Raw genomic sequence first — 15,390 nt, 5'->3', positions numbered from 1 at the left:
AGGCTGCTCCCCAGAGCTTGTACTTCTGCAGCGCTGCTCTCGATGATCCGCCGCGGTGCCGGACGGGCGCCATCGTGCGGCGCGGTTCCAGCGGCGGCGATGCTATGCCCGCCCCCCCGCGGACGAATCCACCACCCGAGGGATCACCAGGAACGGGTTGTTTCAGGCGCGTAACAGCGTGACATGGCCTTGTGCCGCGACGCCCGCGCATCGGCGGTCAGCACCGTTTGGGTGCCGATACAAACACACACAAAAAAGCCGGCTCGCGGGGCTGCGGAACCGACCGTGGCCATCACACCGCGCGGTACCTCGCCCATCCCCGCGCCCGCAGCTCGCAGGCCGGGCATTGGCCGCAGCCGTAGCCCCAGTCGTGCCGGTGTTCGCGGTCGCCGAGGTAGCAGGTGTGGGTGTGCTCGACGATCAGGTCGACCAGCGCGTTGCCGCCGTCGGCCACGCCCGTGCCATCGCCCAGATCGTGCGCGAGCTGCCAGGTCTGGGCCTTGTCGATCCACATCAGCGGCGTGTCGATGAGGAAGCGGTGGTCCATGCCCAGGGACAGCGCCACCTGCAGCGCCTTCATGGTGTCGTCGCGGCAGTCGGGGTAGCCGCTGTAGTCGGTCTCGCACACGCCGGTCACGATGACCTGGATGTCGCGCCGGTAGGCCAGCGCCGCGGCCAGGGTGAGGAAGAGCAGGTTGCGGCCGGGCACGAAGGTGTTGGGCAGGCCGCTGGCCTCCATCTTGAAGGCCATGTCGCGGGTGAGCGAGGTCTCGCTGACCTTGCCCAGCACGGCCAGGTCCAGCAGGTGGTCTTCGCCCAGGCGCCCGGCCCAGGCCGGGAACTGTTCACGGATTTTCTGCAGCACCACGGTGCGCGCCTGCAGCTCGACGCTGTGGCGCTGGCCGTAGTCGAAGCCGAGGGTTTCGACGCGCGGATAGCGCGCCAGGGCATGGGCCAGGCAGGTGGTGGAGTCCTGTCCGCCGGAGAACAGGACGAGGGCGCTGGTGTGGTGGGCGGTGCGGGTCTGCGCGTTCATCCGCGCATGGTAGCGGTCACGGGTTCAGACGCCCCTCAGGGGTGCCTTGGGTTCGGGCGCCAGCCCGTGGTCCCGGCTGGTGGCCAGCATGCGCAGCAGCCCGCGGTTGGCGTGTTCGAGCGAGACCTCGTGTTGCCCGCAGATGCCCGGCAGCCGGTCGATGCGGTCGGCGTCGCCCTGCGCGCGCGCGATGTCCAGCAGCGGGTAGTACGGCCCGGTACGGCTGAGCAGGGCGTCGGACACGCGCGGCGACAGCGGCAGATGCCCGATCAGCTGGGCCAGCGGCTCGCGCAGCAGCCGGTCGAGCTGGCCGAAGATGGCGGTGGTGTAGACCTCGGCGCGCAGCGCCTCGTCGGACCCGGGGTCGAGCAGGTGCTGGGCCAGCCGCGCCTGCATCACATGGCCGTAGCGCACCGGGTGCAGGGCCATGTCCTCGTCGGCACCGGCCTGCTGCTCGACCAGCCAGCGGTCCAGCGCCGAGAAGCCCAGCATCATGATGGCGTGGCGCAGCGCGCCGATCTCGTGCCGGCCGCCGTACAGCGCCGAGTTGACGCGCAGCAGCAGGCGGTAGGCCAGCACCGGGTCCTGGCGGATGTAGCGCTCCACCCGTTCGATGGAGGCGTCCTTTTCCAGCGCCTGGCGGATCAGGGCGATGGCCACCGGGTCGCAGCCGGGGGCGCGGTGGCGGGTGGTGTGCAGCACGTCGTCGTCGGGCCAGCCCAGCACGCCCCAGGCGCCCGCCTCGTCGAGGCAGTGTTCCGCCAGCGCGCGGTTGCAGACGTTGCGGTAGATCTGTCCTGGCCGGATCGGGCTGGGCCGGGGGGGCACGGGCACGGCCTCGGTGGGCCGGCTCTGCAGGGCCTCCAGGGCGTCGGTCGCGTCCAGGTGCAGCAGGCTGCGCACGTCCAGCGGCACACCGTATTCGTGGCGCACCTCGGCGAAGTCCGCGCGCCGGATGAGCTGGTGGCCATGGTGCACGGCCTGCGACAGCTGGGCCAGGCTTTCCGGACGGCCGAACAGCGCCGCCGGCACTTCGAGGCAGGTGTTGGGCACCGGCGCGCAGCGCAGGGCCTGGTGCATCAGCGAGGGCGATTCCAGCGCGAGGATGAGCATGGGCGCTGCCACCGGCCAGTCGTCGCCCAGCACCTGCATCAGGTGGGCGGCGTCGACCGAGGCGGGATCGGTCGGCAGCACCGTCAGGCGCACCGCCGCAAGCAGCCGGTGCCGGTTCCAGACCGGCTGGTAGGCCATCGCGACGCTGTCAAGGACGGTGTGGCTCATGCGGCGGGTCCGGTGTCGGCTACAGGTACTGGAACAGCGAGAGCTTCTGGATCGAGGCGTAGGACTGGAGCGCCGCCTGGGCGCCCACTTCCATGGTCTTGAATTCCGAATAGGCCTTGACCAGGTCGATGTCAACCAGCCGGGAGTTCTCGATGGTGTGGTCGGCTTCCCGGTCGCCCAGCAGGTTGTCCATCGATTCGGCGCGGTTGAGCCACTCACCGGCCTGCGCGCGGGCCATCAGCATGCGCTCGTGTCCGGCGTCGAGTTCGCCCAGGGCGCGGCCAAGGTTGTGGGTGCGCAGGGCGGCGTCGCCGCTGCCGCCGTTGTCCAGGCGCAGGGTGTCGATGGCGTCCTGCATCACGCGGAACATGTCGGTCGGCGCGTTGGACGGCGTGATGTCCAGCTGGTCGCCGGCCCGCGGCTCGCCGTTGAGCCGGAAGGACATGCCGTCGAATTCGATCTGCGATCCGCTGCTGTAGGGCAGACCGGTCTGGCCGGGCACGGGTGTGCCGGTGGTCACGTCGACCACGCTGTACTGCATGGCGCCGGCGGTGCCGCTGAAGTCGATGCGGTAGTCGTGGCCGGTGAGCGCCGAGGGATCGCTCACCTGGCCGGTGTCGGCGCGCAGGCTGCCGGTGTTGCCGGCGGCCAGGTCGATGGAGAAGGTGCCGTTGCCGGCCGGAATGCGCATCCAGATGGCCTCGCCGTCCATGGCGTTGGGCAACTGGTTGTCGCCGGCGGCCTTCTGGCCGCGCTGGCCGTCGAAGCGCACCTCGTTGCTGCCGCTGCCGAACTCCTGCACGAAGGGCGTGGGCGAGCCACCCAGCCCGCCGAAAAGGCTCTGCCCGCTGCTGTTCTGGCGGTTCACCACCGCGAACAGCTGATCGCGCAGTCCCTCGATTTCCTTGGCCAGCGCCTGGCGTTCGGTGGGGCCGTAGCCGGCGTTGCCGCCGGCAATGACCAGCTCGCGCACGCGCTGCACCAGGTCGCCGGCTTCGCCCAGCGCGCTCTCGGCCTGCTGGATGCTGGTGCGCGAGGACTCCAGCGCGCGCTGGTCGGTCTGCACGCGCGAGAGCCGGGTCTGCACCGCTTCGGACAGGGCGGCGGCCACCGGGTCGTCGCTGGCGCGCAGGACCTGCTTGCCGCTGGCGATGCGCTCCTGCTGTGCGGCCATCTCCGCCTGACGCTTGGTGAGCTGGGCGATGGTGGTGTCGTAGGTGTGGGCGGTGGCGACTCTCATGTCGGGGCTCCGGTGGATCAGCGCATGGTCTGCAGCAGCGTGTCGAACGTGCCCTGGGCGATCTGCATGAACTTGGCGGCGGCCTGGTAGGCCTGCTGGTACTGCAGCAGGCGCGCGGCCTCCTCGTCCAGGTTCACGCCCGAGACCGCGGCGCGCGCGGCTTCGTTGCTGGCGGCCACCTGGCCGGAGTAGCTGGCGGCGAACTGCGCACCCTTCACCCGCGTGCCGATGTCGGAGAGCACCGCGCTGTAGCCGTTGGAGAGCGAGACGCCGTCGAAGGTGGCGAGGTCGCGCAGCGCGAGCATGCCGCCGGCGTTGCCGCCGTTCTGCCCGTAGTTGGTGGTGGGCGCGGCGGTGATGGCGAAGCTGTCGCCGGCGGACGGGTTGCCGCGCAGCGTGAGGCTCCAGCCGTTGAACTGCAGCGGCTGCCCGGGCGTGTAGTTGTAGCTCGGCGGCGGGCCCGCGTTGTCCGGCGGCGGGTTGCCCGGGCCCAGGCCGGTGGCGGTGAAGCTGCCGTCGGCCAGGAAGGTCAGGGTCACCGGGTCGGTGAGGTTGGCCGAGGGCTCCACGGGATACAGGCTGACGATGCCCATGCCGCTGGTGTTGCCGCTGCCCGGCGTGACCATCACCGGGCTGGCCGCGGCCAGGCGGTCGGCAGCGCTGACGGCCATCTGCATGTTGCGGGCAACCGCCGCGAACGGCCGCACGAGGAAGCCGTCGCCTGTGGCGGCGGCGCCGCTGTCGATCTGGAAGCTCAGGCCGTCGAGCTCGGCGGGCAGACCGGCGAAGGAACTGATCTGGCCGTCGGAGAGGCGCACGATGTCGACGCCGGTGGCCGTGAAGTTGACCTGGTAGTCCGAGGGCTTGAGGGCCGTGGGGTCGCTGACCTCGGCGTGCATCGCCGCGTTGCCCGTGTTGGTGGGCACGGGCAGGCCGGCCACATCGGCCGGGGGCACGAAGAAGGGCTCACCGGTACCGCCTTGCAGGTTCACGCCGAGCGCGTGCTGGGTGTTCACCGTCGTGGCCAGCGCCAGCGCCATGCGCCCGATCTGGTTGGTGACGTCCTTCAGGTCTTCGTCGATGAACTGCACGACGCCGCCCAGCTTGCCGCCCAGTGCGCTGCCGCTGAGCTCCATCGTGGAGCTGCCCTGCTGGAACTGGATGCGCTGCTGCGAACCGTCGATGCTGTCGGGCACCACGGCCAGGCGGGCAGCGCCGCTGCCCAGCACCAGCGGCTGGCTGCCGGCGACGAACACGTTGATGCGGCCGTCGTCGGCGTTCACGGTGCTCACCTGCACCAGCTTGCTGAGCTCGCCGATGAGCTGGTCGCGCTGGTCCAGCAGGTCGTTGGGTTCGCCGGCGTTGCCCTGGTTCTCCAGGATCGTCTGGTTGATCTTGGCAATGTCCGCGGCCAGCCGGTTGATGTTGTTCACCGTGTCGCCCACCTGCTGGCGGGCGCTGGTGGTGAGGATGTCCAGCTGGCCGGCGGTGTCGCGCAGGCGCGAAGCGATCTCCTCGCCACGCCCGATCACCACCGAGCGCGCGGCCATGTTGGTGGGCGACGAGGCCACGTCGGACCAGGCGTTGAGCAGGTCGTTCATCGCCGCGCCCAGGCCGCTCTCCCCGGTCGGGAAGATGTTTTCCAGCTGCGCCAGCCGCGCCATGCGTTCGCTGTCGGCAGAGGCCATCGAGCTGGAGAGCTGGGCCTCGCGCGTGAGGTAGGCGTCGTGCATGCGGGCCACGGTCCCCAGCTCGACCCCTCGGCCGAGGTAGAAGCCGCCCATCGACTGGTAGCCTGCGCTGCGCATCTCCACCGTCTGGCGCGAATAGCCGGCGGTGTTGACGTTGGCGATGTTGTGCCCGATGACCTGCAGGGCCGACAGGTTGGCATTGAGGGCCAGGCTGCCGATGTTGAGTGCGGATGACATGGTGGTGTTCCTGCGCTCAGTTCTGCGCCGAGATCTGGGCGCGTTGCAGGCTGAGCGTCATGTTGATCGCCCGGCTGAGCTTGGCCGCGTACTGCGGGTCGGTGGCGTAGCCGGCGCGCTGCAGGCTGCTGGCGAAGCCGTTCACCGAGCCGATCTGGTCCATGGCCTTGTCGTAGCGCGGGCTGCGCGTGATCAGGCGTGCGTAGTCGCGGAAGGAGTCGGCGTAGGAGTCGTAGGCTCGGAAGCGCGCGGTGGTCTTGCGCGGCACGCCGTTGATGTATTCGGTGGTCGTCACCTCGGCCACCTTCCCCTTCCACGAGGACGTGGCCTTGATGCCGAACAGGTTGTGGGACGGCGTGCCGTCGCGCATGCGGATCTCGCTCTTGCCCCAGCCGGTTTCGTGGCCGGCCTGGCCGATCATGTAGCCGGCCGGAATGCCCGATTCGCGCGCCACGGTGGCGGCGGACTGGTGGTGCTGCTGCACGAAGGCGGCGTGGCGCTGGCTGGGCGAGAGAGCGCGCCGCGCGGCGGCCGAGGTCTGGTCGGTGGCGGCGGATGCCTGGGCGCCGGTCGCGGGGGCGGCCGGTGCGTACTTGAGCAGGTTGCGCAGGTCCGAGCGCTTGAGCGGTTTGAACTCCGGCGCACTGCCTGCGCTGGCCGTGCTGGCCGTGTTGGCGGACGAGGCGTCGGCCGCGGCATTGCCCGAGCCGTCGGCGGCCGTGCCGGCCTTGGCCTGCGCCGCGTTCATCTGGCGGCTGAGCTGGCGCTCGATGGATTCGCTCAAGCCCCCGGGCAGGCCCGAGAGCTGCACCGCCAGCTGCTGGTCGAGCAGGTCGGTGCCCAGGTCGCTGCCCTGGCCTTCGAGCAGGCCGGACTTCTGGGTCGCGTCGCGCATGCTCTTGATGAGCTCGCGCATGAACAGGGACTCGAACTGCTTGGCCGCTTCCTTGAGCGCGCCCTTGCCACCGTCGCCCTCGCGCGCCGCACCATATTTCAGTGCGTTGAGCGCGCCCGGGTCGGCGGCCAGGCCTTGGGTGGTGGGCTGCAGCGAAGACATGGCGTCAGATCACTTCGAGTTCGGCGTTCATGGCGCCGGCGGCCTTGATCGCCTGCAGGATCGCTAGCAGGTCCTGCGGCGTGGCGCCCAGGCCGTTGAGCATGCGCACCAGGTCGGCCAGCTGCGGCGCGGCGTCCATCTTGATGAGCGCGCCGCTGTCCTGGCTGATGCGGATGTCGGTCTTCTCGGCCACCACGGTCTGTCCCGGCGACAGCGGGTTGGGCTGGCTCACCACCGGCGTCGCGCTGATGCTGACCGAGAGGTTGCCGTGCGCCACCGCAACGGGGCCGAGCGTGACGGCCTGGTTCATGACGATGGAGCCGGTGCGGGTGTTGATGATCACCTTGGCCACCGGCACCGTGGCCTCCAGCGGGATCTCCTCGATCTCGGCCATGAAGCTCACGCGCGCGTCGGGGTTGGCCGGCGCGCGCAGGCGCACCAGGCGGCCGTCCAGCGCGCTGGCCACACCGGCGCCCAGGCGCTCGTTGATCGCCTGCGCCACGCGGCGCGCGGTCTGGAAGTCGGCCGAGTTCAGGCCCAGGTCGATGGTGTCGCCAAAGGCGAAGGACGTGGGCACGGCGCGTTCGACCTGCGCCCCGGCCGGGATGCGGCCGGCGCTCAGGTGGTTGATCTGCACCTTGCTGCCACCGCCCGAGGCGCCGGCGCCACCGACCAGCAGGTTGCCCTGGGCCAGCGCATAGATCTCGCCGTCCGCACCCTTGAGCGGCGTGGTGATGAGGGTGCCGCCGCGCAGCGACTTGGCGTTGCCCATGGACGAGACGGTCACGTCGATCATCTGCCCCGGCTGGGCAAACGGCGGCAGCTGCGCGGTCACCATCACGGCCGCCACGTTCTTCATCTGCACCTTGGCGTCGGCCGGCAGGGTCAGGCCCAGCTGCTGCAGGTAGTTGTTCATGCCCTGCGAGGTGTAGGGCATCTGGGTGGTCTGGTCGCCCGTGCCGTCCAGGCCCACCACCAGGCCGAAGCCGGTGAGCTGGTTGGTGCGCACCCCCTGCACCGCAGCGATCTCCTTGATGCGTATGGCGTTGGCCGGCAGCGGCCAGCCCGTGCCGACCAGCAGGCCGATGGCCAGCGCGGTCCAGGCCAGCAGGCGGCGCAGGCCGGCGTCGAGGGAAAGGGTGCGGTGCTGCGGGTTCATGAGGGCAATGCTAGGCAGGCTCAGAACGGGAAAACATTCAAAAAGAACCGTCCCAACCAGCCTATTGAGAGCGCTTCGTCCACGGCGCCTCGTCCTCGCGACTCGATGCGCGCATTGGCGACCTGGGTCGAGGCGATGGTGTTGCCCGGGCGGATGTGGCGCGGATCGATGGTGCCGGAGAACTTGAGCACGTCGACGTTGCTGTTGATGCCGATCTGCTTCTCGCCGGCCACCAGCAGGTGGCCGTTGGGCAGCACCTCCTGCACGGTGACGGTGATGACGCCCGAGAAGTCGTTCTTGTTCGCGTTGTCGCCCTGGCCGGCGAACTCGTTGCCCGACTCGCCGCCGAGGTTGAAGTTGCGGTCGCGCGTGAGCTCCTTTGCGACGATGCCGGGGATGGCGGAGATCGAGCCCGAGGCGCTGCCGGTGCGGTTGATGTTGGCCGAGGACGACTGGCTGGCGTTGACCTTCTCGGTGATCTGGATGGTCAGCGTGTCGCCGGGCATGCGGGCGCGCGGGTCCTCGAACGCGGGCCGGTAGCGCGCCGCCGAGAACAGGCTGCCGCCGGTCTGAGCCGGCGCAGTGGTCTGCACATAGTTGATGGGCCGCACCGGCACCACGTCGACCGGCTTGGTCATGCAGCCGCTGAGCGCGACCGCGGCGAGCAGCAGGAGGTGTTTCATGGTCATGCTCACAGCTGACCCAGGCGCTGCAACATCTGGTCGGACGTCTGGATCGCCTTGGAATTCATCTCGTAGGCGCGCTGGGTCTGGATCATGGTCACCAGCTCCTGCACCACGTTGACGTTGGAAGTCTCGACATAGCCCTGCATCAGCGTGCCCATGCCGGCGGTACCGGGCGCGCCGGTCACCGGGTTGCCCGAGGCCACGGTCTCGGTGTAGAGGTTCTGGCCCCGGGGCTCCAGGCCGGCCGGGTTGATGAAGGTGGCCAGCTCGATGTTGCCCAGCTGCTGGGGCTGGGCGTTGCCCGGCACCTTGGCGGTGACCACGCCGTCGCTGCCGATGGTCACGCTCTGCGCTTCGGCCGGCACCGTGATGTCGCCCGCGATCGCCAGGCCGCTGGAGGTCACCAGCCGGCCCTGCGAATCGACCTGCAGGCTGCCGTCGCGGGTGTAGCCGGTGGTGCCGTCGGGCAGCGCCACCTGCAGGAAGCCCTGGCCGTTGACGGCGATGTCCAGCTGGTTGCCCGACTGCTGCAGGCTGCCCTGGCTGAACTGGCGCGAGGTGGCCACGGTGCGCACGCCCAGGCCGACCTGCAGGCCGGTGGGCAGGTTGTTCTGCTCGGTGTCGGCCGCGCCGACCTGGCGCAGGTTCTGGTACATCAGGTCCTCGAACACGGCGCTGGCGCGCTTGAAGCCGTTCGTGGACACGTTGGCCATGTTGTTCGAGATCACGTCCAGCTGCGTCTGCTGGGCCTGCATGCCGGTCTTGGAAATCCAGAGGGAATTGATCATGGTGTGCTCCTATCAGCCGTTCATGTTGAGCAGCCGCGACGCGGTCTGGTCGTTCTTTTCACCGTTCTGCAGCATGCGCATCTGCGTCTCGAACTGGCGCGAGACCGCGATCATTCCGACCATGGCCTCGATGGGGTTGACGTTGCTGCCTTCCAGCGCCCCACCCTGCACGCGGGCGTTGGCGTCGGCGTCCAGCGCCTCGCCCACCGCGGGGCGGAACAGGCCGTCCTCGCTGCGGCGCAGGCGGTTGTCGTCGTTCGGCGTGACCAGCTTGAGCTTGGCCACGCGCTGCGGCGCCTGGTCGCCGACGCGCGCGGTCAGCGTGCCGTCGGCACCGAAGGTGAGCTGGGCGTTGGCCGGCACGCTGATGGGCGAGCCGCCGTCGTCGAGCACGGGCAGGCCGTGGGCGTTGACCAGGGCGCCGTCGGCACTGACTTCAAACGCACCACCGCGGGTGTAGGCCTCGGTGCCGTCCAGGCCCTGCACCGCGAACCAGGCGTTGCCGCGCGCGGCCACGTCCAGGCTGCGGCCGGTCGGGTTGATCGGGCCGGACACTTCGGAGTGGCCGGCGCTGGCTTCGAGCGCGAACACGCGCGAACTGGTGCCGTCGCCACGCACCGGCACCGCGCGGAAGGTCGCCAGCTCGGCGCGGAAGCCCGGCGTGGACGCATTGGCCAGGTTGTTCGCCAGCAGCTGCTGCCGGTGGGCGGCGGCGTTGGCGCCGGTCATGGCGGTGTAGATCATGCGGTCCATGCAGGGCTCCTAGAGAGGTCGTGGCCGACGATCAGCGCATGTTCAGCAGGGTCGACAGGACCTGGTCCTGCGTCTTGATGGTCTGCGCGTTGGCCTGGTAGGCGCGCTGCGCGGTCATCATGTTCACCAGCTCGGCCGTGAGGTCGACGTTGGAGTCTTCCACCGCGCCGGAGCGCAGCAGACCCATGTTGCCTTCGCCCGGTGCGCCGCGCACCGGCTCGCCCGAGGCGAAGGTCTGCGTCCAGTTGCCGCCGCCGTTGGGTTGCAGGCCCTGCACATTGCGGAAGTTGACCAGCGCGATCTGGCCGGCCGCCTGCGACTGGCCGTTGGAGTACTTGGCCATGATCACGCCGTCGTCGCTGATGTTCAGGCTGGTGAGTTCACCGGGGCGGTAGCCGTCCTGCGTGAGGTTGTTGACCGCGAAGTCGACACCGAACTGGGTGGTGTCGCCGAAGTCGAGGTCGACCATGAAGGTCTGCGCCGGGTCGTTGGGCGAAGCCAGCTGCAGCTGCGGAATCACCGTGGCCGGGTCCAGGCTGCCGTCGGGCAGGAAGTTCAGCGCAAACGGCACCGAGGCCGCCGGGTCGGCGCCGTTGACGCCGGTGTAGACGTTCCACTGGTTGTTGGCCGTCTTTTCAAACACCAGGCTGACCGGAATCTCCAGGCCCTGCTGGTCGTAGGCAATGATGGAGGTGCCATAGGTGCCGAACGGCGTGGGGGGCACGGCGGCCGCGGCGATGGGCGCGCGCGCATCCAGGTTCACCTCGGCCCCCATCGCCGTGGTCGCTCTCGCCGGGATCGGGCCACCCGTGGGCAGCGTCAGCGGCACCGACTCGAAACCCTGGCGCACGCCGGCGGCATCGGTGGGATACCCCATGAGCTGGCCACCGAGGTTGTTCACGATCTCGCCGTCGCGGTTGAGCTTGAACATGCCGGCGCGCGAGTAGGCCAGCGAGCCGTCGGGCATGGTGAGCTCGAAGAAGCCGTTGCCGTTGATGGCCACGTCCAGCGAGTTGCCGGTGACGGAGATGTTGCCCTGCGTGAACTGCTGCGCCACGGCGGACACCTGCACGCCGATGCCGGCGTTGGTGCTGCCGGCGGCGTTGATGGAGCTGGCATAGATCTCGCCGAATTCGGCGCGGGAGGCCTTCATGCCGACGGTGTTGGCGTTGGCGATGTTGTGGCCGATCACGTCCAGGTTGCGGCTGGCGGAATTCAGGCCGGAGAGTCCTTGCTGGAATGCCATGGTGGTGTCCTTCGGGGGGGTGGGAATCGGATGCGGGTGTGGCTTACATGAAGCCGCGCACCTGGTCGTACGCCAGGGTGCGGCCGTTGCTCAGCTGGATGCTCATGGCGCCGTTGGACAGGCCCACGGAGGCGATGCGCACGCGCTGCAGTTCGGTGTCGGTGACGGGGGTGCCGCCGTTGCTGGCGCGCACGGTGAACTTGGCCACCTGGTTCGGGTCGATCGCGCCGGCGGGCCACTCGAAGCCGTGCTGGCCGGCTTCGCGCGCGCCCAGGTCGAGGGTCTGCAGGGTCTCGCCGTTCTTGCCGATGATGTCGACCTTGACGCTGGTGGCGGCGCCGTCGAGCGTGAAGGCGCCTTTGCCGGTGCTGCCGTCGAAGGCCAGGGCGTCGCCCTCGACCAGCGCGTCCTTGCCGATCAGCGTGGTGCCCTGCATCGCCTGCGACGAGGCCATCTGGTCGGCCATGCCCTTAAGCGTCTGGTTGAGCTGCTGGATGCCGCTGACCGTGTTGATCTGCGCCATCTGCGTGGTCATCTGGGCGTTGTCCATCGGGTTGAGCGGGTCCTGGTTGTTGATCTGCGCGACCAGCAACTTCAGGAAACGGTCCTGCATGGCCTGCGGATCGTTGGTTGTGTTGCCACCGGCACCCGTGGTGCTGCCCACGGTGGTGCCGAGGTTGGAGAGGTCCAGGGGAGACATCAGGCTCATGGTGGGTGCTCTCTGTTTACTGGCCCATCTGCAGCGTCTTGAGCAGCAGCGACTTGGCCGTGTTCATGACCTCGACGTTGTTCTGGTAGGCGCGCGAGGCCGAGATCATGTTGACCATCTCCTCCACCGGGTTCACGTTGGAGTGGGTCACGTAGCCCTCGGCGTCGGCGCTGGGGTGGTGCGGGTTGTGCACGCGGCGGCCCGGGGCCTCGCTTTCGGTGATGTTCTGCACCTTGACGCCGGCCGTGGCCTGGTCGCCCATGGGCACGGTCTGGAACACCACCTGGCGCGCCTTGTAGCTCTGGCCGTCGGGACCGGCCACGGCGTCGGCGTTGGCCAGGTTGCTGGCCACCACGTTGAGGCGCTGGGCCTGCGAGCTGATCGCACTGCCGGAGACGCCGAAGATCGAGAACATGGACATGAGGCTCTCCTTACTGGCCGGTGATGGCGGACAGCATGGTCTTCACGTTGGAGTTGATGAAGCGCAGCGTCGACTCGTAGCGGATGGTGTTGTCGACGAAGTTGGCGCGCTCGCGGTCGAGGTCGACCGAGTTGCCGTCCTGGCTGGGCTGGGTCTGCACGGCGTAGCCCATCTTGGGGTCGCCCGGCTGCGGACCCGACAGGCGCATGTGGCCGGCCGCGGTCTGGGCCAGGCCCTGGCGGTTCGTGCCCCCGCTGGCGTCCTTGAGCGCGGCGGCGAAATCGAAGTCGCGCGCAACGTAGCCCGGGGTGTCGGCGTTGGCGATGTTGCTGGCGATCACCTGCTGGCGGTGCGAACGCAGCACCAGCGACTGGCCATAGGCGTCGAGCCGGGCGGTCATCTGTTCGAGCATGTCGTTCTCCTGCAGGGTGGACGGAAGGCGGCGCCACGGGGAAAGGCACCGGGTTGCGGACAAGTGTGCGAAAACTTGAGGGGCGGCAGCGCCGAAAGAAAGCGCAGGTTTGACCCGCATTTCGATCCTTTGCGAGCCCTGCCCCCGACCTACAGTGGCCCTATGCGAAATTGCCTTCACTCCCTTTCACGCGCCCTGGGCTGGCTGCTGGCCGGTCTGATGGTCACCGGCCTGGCGCGCGCGCAGGTGGTGGCCTCGCAGAGCGAATTTGCGCAGTTCGAACAGATGGCACGCGACTGGGTGCAGCCCGCGCTGGCCTCGGTCACCGGGCCGGACGGCGGCGGCGCGCTGCGCCCCGAGATCCTGTTCGGCTCGCTGGACTCGCGCCTGAAGCTCACGCCCTGCACCCACATCGAGCCCTACCTGCCGCCCGGCACCCGCCTGTGGGGCCGCAGCCGGATCGGCCTGCGCTGCCTGGACGGCCCGGTGCGCTGGAACGTCTTCTTGCCGGTCACCGTCAAGGCCTGGGGCCCGGGCTGGGTGCTCAAGCGCCCGGTGCCGGCCGGCACGGTGCTGGTTCAGGACGACGCGGAGATGGCCGATATGGACTGGGCGGAGCAGCCCTACGCGGTGCTGGCCAACCCGGAGCGCTGGGTCGGCCAGCAGGCGGCCTACGCGTTGCAGCCTGGCCAGGCCATCCGCCAGAATATGGTGCGGCCGGTGCCCGCCTTCGGGCCGGGCGCCCAGGTGCGGGTCAGCAGCGTCGGTCCCGGCTTCCAGGTCGTCGTCAGTGGCGAGGCCCTGACCGCAGGCATTCCGGGTCAGAGCGTGCGGGTGCGGCTGAACGGTGGCCGCATCGTGACGGGTACCGTGCGCGACGGCCAGACGGTCGACGTGCGTTTGTGAAACCTTTTTTATCCAGATTCGGCGGGACTTTTGTGATGCATTCCACAAAAAAGGGCTCAAGTCCCCCCGCTTTTGAGCCGATAGTCATTCCACAACGCCCCAAATGCGGGGCCTGGAGAGTGAAATGAAAGTCGAATCTTCTGCACCGGACTCCTATATCGGCTCCGTGGCAGGCGGCCCCCAGAAGGCCGCCGAGAAGCCGAACGCAGGCGCCGAAGCCGCTGCGGCCGGCGGCCTGGCAGCCGCGACCGCCCAGCCCCAGGCCGGCGTGACCGTGACCCTGTCGTCGTCCGCCTCGCAGGCCCTGTCCAGCGGCGGCGGCAACGATGTGTTCAACGCCGAGAAGGTGGAGGCCATGAAACAGGCCATCGCCGACGGCAGCTTCAAGGTCAACGCCGAGGCCATCGCCGACAAGATGTTGTCCAACGCCGCCGAAATGCTCAGCGCCAACACCGGCGCACAGCGCGGCTGATCTTTCTCCCCCAGGAGCACGCCATGACCCAGCGCACCTCGCCCCACCCCTGGATCGCCGCCCTGCAGGTCGGCCTGGACGGGCTGGAGCAGGCGCTGCTGCAAGGCGATGCCCCGGCCGTCGAACGCGCCAGCCAGCACGTGCAGGCGGTGCTGAAAAAGGCCCCGCGCACCGCCGATTTCGGCGTGCCCGGCAGCCGCCTGCGCGACGACATGCAGCAGGCCGCCCACAGCTTCGGTCTGCTGCGCCAGGCCGTGCTGCGCGCCCAGGCCCAGAGCCAGCGCGCGGTGCAGAGCCTGCTGCCCCAGCAGGCCACCGGCACCTACGGCCGCCTCGCCGGCCAGAACTCCTCCACCGGCGGCGCAGGCCACGGCTACCTGTCGGCCTGAGCGCAGACCCCGTTTCCTTTCACGCTCCCCAACAAAAAACCGGCCGAGGCCGGTTTTTTGTTGGGCACCCCGCGCCGGCGGGCGGCAGGGCTCACGCCTTCTCGGACGGCGCGTGCATGTGCGTGCCGAAGTAGTTGCTCATGCGGAACAAGGTCTCGGTGCGCTTGTAGAAGATGATGTACTTCTTGCGCGGGCCGCCGCGCGTGAGGCCGATTTCGGGCGTGCGGAAATCGACGAAACAGCCGTGGTCGGCCGCCACCTTGATCAGCGACAGCGGCGTCCAGTAGGCCACGTGACCGGGCACGAAGGGGTACTGGTGCAGGGCGATGTTGCTGCCGTCGTAGATGTTGGAGCTGCAGATCAGGACGCCGTCGTCCTTGAGCAGGCGCAGCAACGACTCGAAGTGCGCCACCGGCTCGGTGAAGTGCTCGATCACCTCGGAGGCGATGACCACGTCCGACGGCGTGGCCTCGGCGATGGTCTCGAAGTTCTCGGCCTCCTGCATGTTCTCCAGGTCGACCAGCTTGGTCTGCACCTCGGGGTAGGCGCGCTTGAGCCAGAGGTGGTCGGTGTTCAGGCCCGAGCCGAAGAAGCTGACGCTGGCGTTGTGCTTGCTCACGATCTCCATGCCCATCTCGGCCATGTAGAACTCACGGCCCGGGCGCTCGTCGTTGGCGTTGCGCAGTTCGCGCAGCTCAGCCTCGGACGACTGACGGGCAATGATCTTGACGTAGTTGCCCAGGTTCTCGGGGTAGCGGATCAGGCCGCAGGAGCGGCACTGGTGGCCGCGCATGGTCTTGCCCTGGTACGGCTTGACGCGGCAGGTGTGGGCGACGATGTCTTCTTCACCGCCACAGACGGGGCATTGGCTCATGGGGTTCTCCACGGTACGGAATGAATGGTTGCG

The 15,390-nt window shown here is 69.0% G+C and carries 17 protein-coding genes; 3 read left to right on the top strand and 14 right to left on the bottom strand.

Annotated elements, in window-relative coordinates:
* Nucleotides 1-292: 292 nt before the first annotated feature.
* From queC to flgB, 13 genes are read right to left on the bottom strand one after another with little or no spacing between them, the layout of a single operon-like run.
* Nucleotides 293-1,036 (bottom strand): 7-cyano-7-deazaguanine synthase QueC, encoded by a 744-nt coding sequence (queC, locus tag BC358_RS16755; RefSeq protein ID WP_079366721.1) that lies wholly within the window; start codon nucleotides 1,034-1,036, stop codon nucleotides 293-295.
* A gap of 24 nt (nucleotides 1,037-1,060) precedes the next feature.
* Nucleotides 1,061-2,317: an HDOD domain-containing protein gene (locus BC358_RS16750; protein ID WP_143434339.1), complete on the bottom strand. Its 1,257-nt coding sequence runs from the start codon at nucleotides 2,315-2,317 to the stop codon at nucleotides 1,061-1,063.
* A 19-nt stretch (nucleotides 2,318-2,336) separates the two neighbouring features.
* Nucleotides 2,337-3,557, bottom strand: coding sequence for a flagellar hook-associated protein FlgL (gene flgL / locus BC358_RS16745; protein WP_079366719.1), 1,221 nt, complete (start codon nucleotides 3,555-3,557; stop codon nucleotides 2,337-2,339).
* A gap of 17 nt (nucleotides 3,558-3,574) precedes the next feature.
* Nucleotides 3,575-5,485, bottom strand: coding sequence for a flagellar hook-associated protein FlgK (gene flgK / locus BC358_RS16740; protein WP_079366718.1), 1,911 nt, complete (start codon nucleotides 5,483-5,485; stop codon nucleotides 3,575-3,577).
* A 16-nt stretch (nucleotides 5,486-5,501) separates the two neighbouring features.
* On the bottom strand, nucleotides 5,502-6,542 hold the full coding sequence (gene flgJ, locus BC358_RS16735) for a flagellar assembly peptidoglycan hydrolase FlgJ (RefSeq protein ID WP_079366717.1): 1,041 nt from the start codon (nucleotides 6,540-6,542) through the stop codon (nucleotides 5,502-5,504).
* A gap of 4 nt (nucleotides 6,543-6,546) precedes the next feature.
* Nucleotides 6,547-7,701, bottom strand: coding sequence for a flagellar basal body P-ring protein FlgI (locus BC358_RS16730; RefSeq protein ID WP_079366716.1), 1,155 nt, complete (start codon nucleotides 7,699-7,701; stop codon nucleotides 6,547-6,549).
* Nucleotides 7,702-7,721: 20 nt separating this feature from the next.
* On the bottom strand, nucleotides 7,722-8,384 hold the full coding sequence (locus BC358_RS16725) for a flagellar basal body L-ring protein FlgH (RefSeq protein ID WP_256861555.1): 663 nt from the start codon (nucleotides 8,382-8,384) through the stop codon (nucleotides 7,722-7,724).
* A gap of 8 nt (nucleotides 8,385-8,392) precedes the next feature.
* A complete protein-coding gene (flgG, locus tag BC358_RS16720; protein WP_079366714.1) occupies nucleotides 8,393-9,175 on the bottom strand; it encodes a flagellar basal-body rod protein FlgG in 783 nt (260 codons plus the stop codon).
* A gap of 12 nt (nucleotides 9,176-9,187) precedes the next feature.
* A complete protein-coding gene (gene flgF / locus BC358_RS16715) occupies nucleotides 9,188-9,928 on the bottom strand; it encodes a flagellar basal-body rod protein FlgF (protein WP_079366713.1) in 741 nt (246 codons plus the stop codon).
* A gap of 31 nt (nucleotides 9,929-9,959) precedes the next feature.
* Nucleotides 9,960-11,174, bottom strand: a complete 1,215-nt coding sequence (gene flgE, locus BC358_RS16710; RefSeq protein WP_066154796.1) for a flagellar hook protein FlgE — start codon at nucleotides 11,172-11,174, stop codon at nucleotides 9,960-9,962.
* A gap of 43 nt (nucleotides 11,175-11,217) precedes the next feature.
* Nucleotides 11,218-11,874, bottom strand: a complete 657-nt coding sequence (locus tag BC358_RS16705; RefSeq protein ID WP_133157662.1) for a flagellar hook assembly protein FlgD — start codon at nucleotides 11,872-11,874, stop codon at nucleotides 11,218-11,220.
* A 25-nt stretch (nucleotides 11,875-11,899) separates the two neighbouring features.
* Nucleotides 11,900-12,304 carry a flagellar basal body rod protein FlgC gene (gene flgC, locus BC358_RS16700; protein WP_066154802.1) on the bottom strand — a complete coding sequence of 135 codons (405 nt, stop codon included), beginning with the start codon at nucleotides 12,302-12,304 and terminating at the stop codon, nucleotides 11,900-11,902.
* 10 nt (nucleotides 12,305-12,314) lie between these two features.
* On the bottom strand, nucleotides 12,315-12,716 hold the full coding sequence (gene flgB, locus BC358_RS16695) for a flagellar basal body rod protein FlgB (RefSeq protein ID WP_079366712.1): 402 nt from the start codon (nucleotides 12,714-12,716) through the stop codon (nucleotides 12,315-12,317).
* A 162-nt stretch (nucleotides 12,717-12,878) separates the two neighbouring features.
* Here flgB and flgA point away from each other — a divergent pair, with 162 nt between their 5' ends.
* The 3 genes from flgA (at nucleotide 12,879) to BC358_RS16680 (ending at nucleotide 14,483) form a co-directional block, all read left to right on the top strand.
* Nucleotides 12,879-13,622: a flagellar basal body P-ring formation chaperone FlgA gene (gene flgA, locus BC358_RS16690; RefSeq protein WP_066154809.1), complete on the top strand. Its 744-nt coding sequence runs from the start codon at nucleotides 12,879-12,881 to the stop codon at nucleotides 13,620-13,622.
* Nucleotides 13,623-13,746: 124 nt separating this feature from the next.
* Entirely contained in the window at nucleotides 13,747-14,094 is a 348-nt protein-coding gene (gene flgM / locus BC358_RS16685; RefSeq protein WP_143434338.1) for a flagellar biosynthesis anti-sigma factor FlgM, read from the top strand.
* 23 nt (nucleotides 14,095-14,117) lie between these two features.
* Nucleotides 14,118-14,483: a hypothetical protein gene (locus BC358_RS16680; RefSeq protein ID WP_079366710.1), complete on the top strand. Its 366-nt coding sequence runs from the start codon at nucleotides 14,118-14,120 to the stop codon at nucleotides 14,481-14,483.
* Nucleotides 14,484-14,574: 91 nt separating this feature from the next.
* On the opposite strand, the gene BC358_RS16675 is transcribed toward BC358_RS16680, so the two are convergent.
* The gene (locus BC358_RS16675) at nucleotides 14,575-15,357 is read right to left on the bottom strand and encodes a bifunctional 2-polyprenyl-6-hydroxyphenol methylase/3-demethylubiquinol 3-O-methyltransferase UbiG (RefSeq protein WP_079366709.1); all 783 of its coding nucleotides are present in this window, start codon (nucleotides 15,355-15,357) and stop codon (nucleotides 14,575-14,577) included.
* Between the last annotated feature and the right edge of the window lie 33 nt (nucleotides 15,358-15,390).

The sequence above is a fragment of the Hydrogenophaga sp. H7 genome, assembly GCF_002025745.1.
Classification (GTDB): Bacteria; Pseudomonadota; Gammaproteobacteria; order Burkholderiales; family Burkholderiaceae_C; genus Hydrogenophaga; species Hydrogenophaga pseudoflava.
The sequence above is the reverse complement of the archived record's forward strand: the minus strand, read 5'-3'. Positions and strand labels throughout refer to the sequence as shown.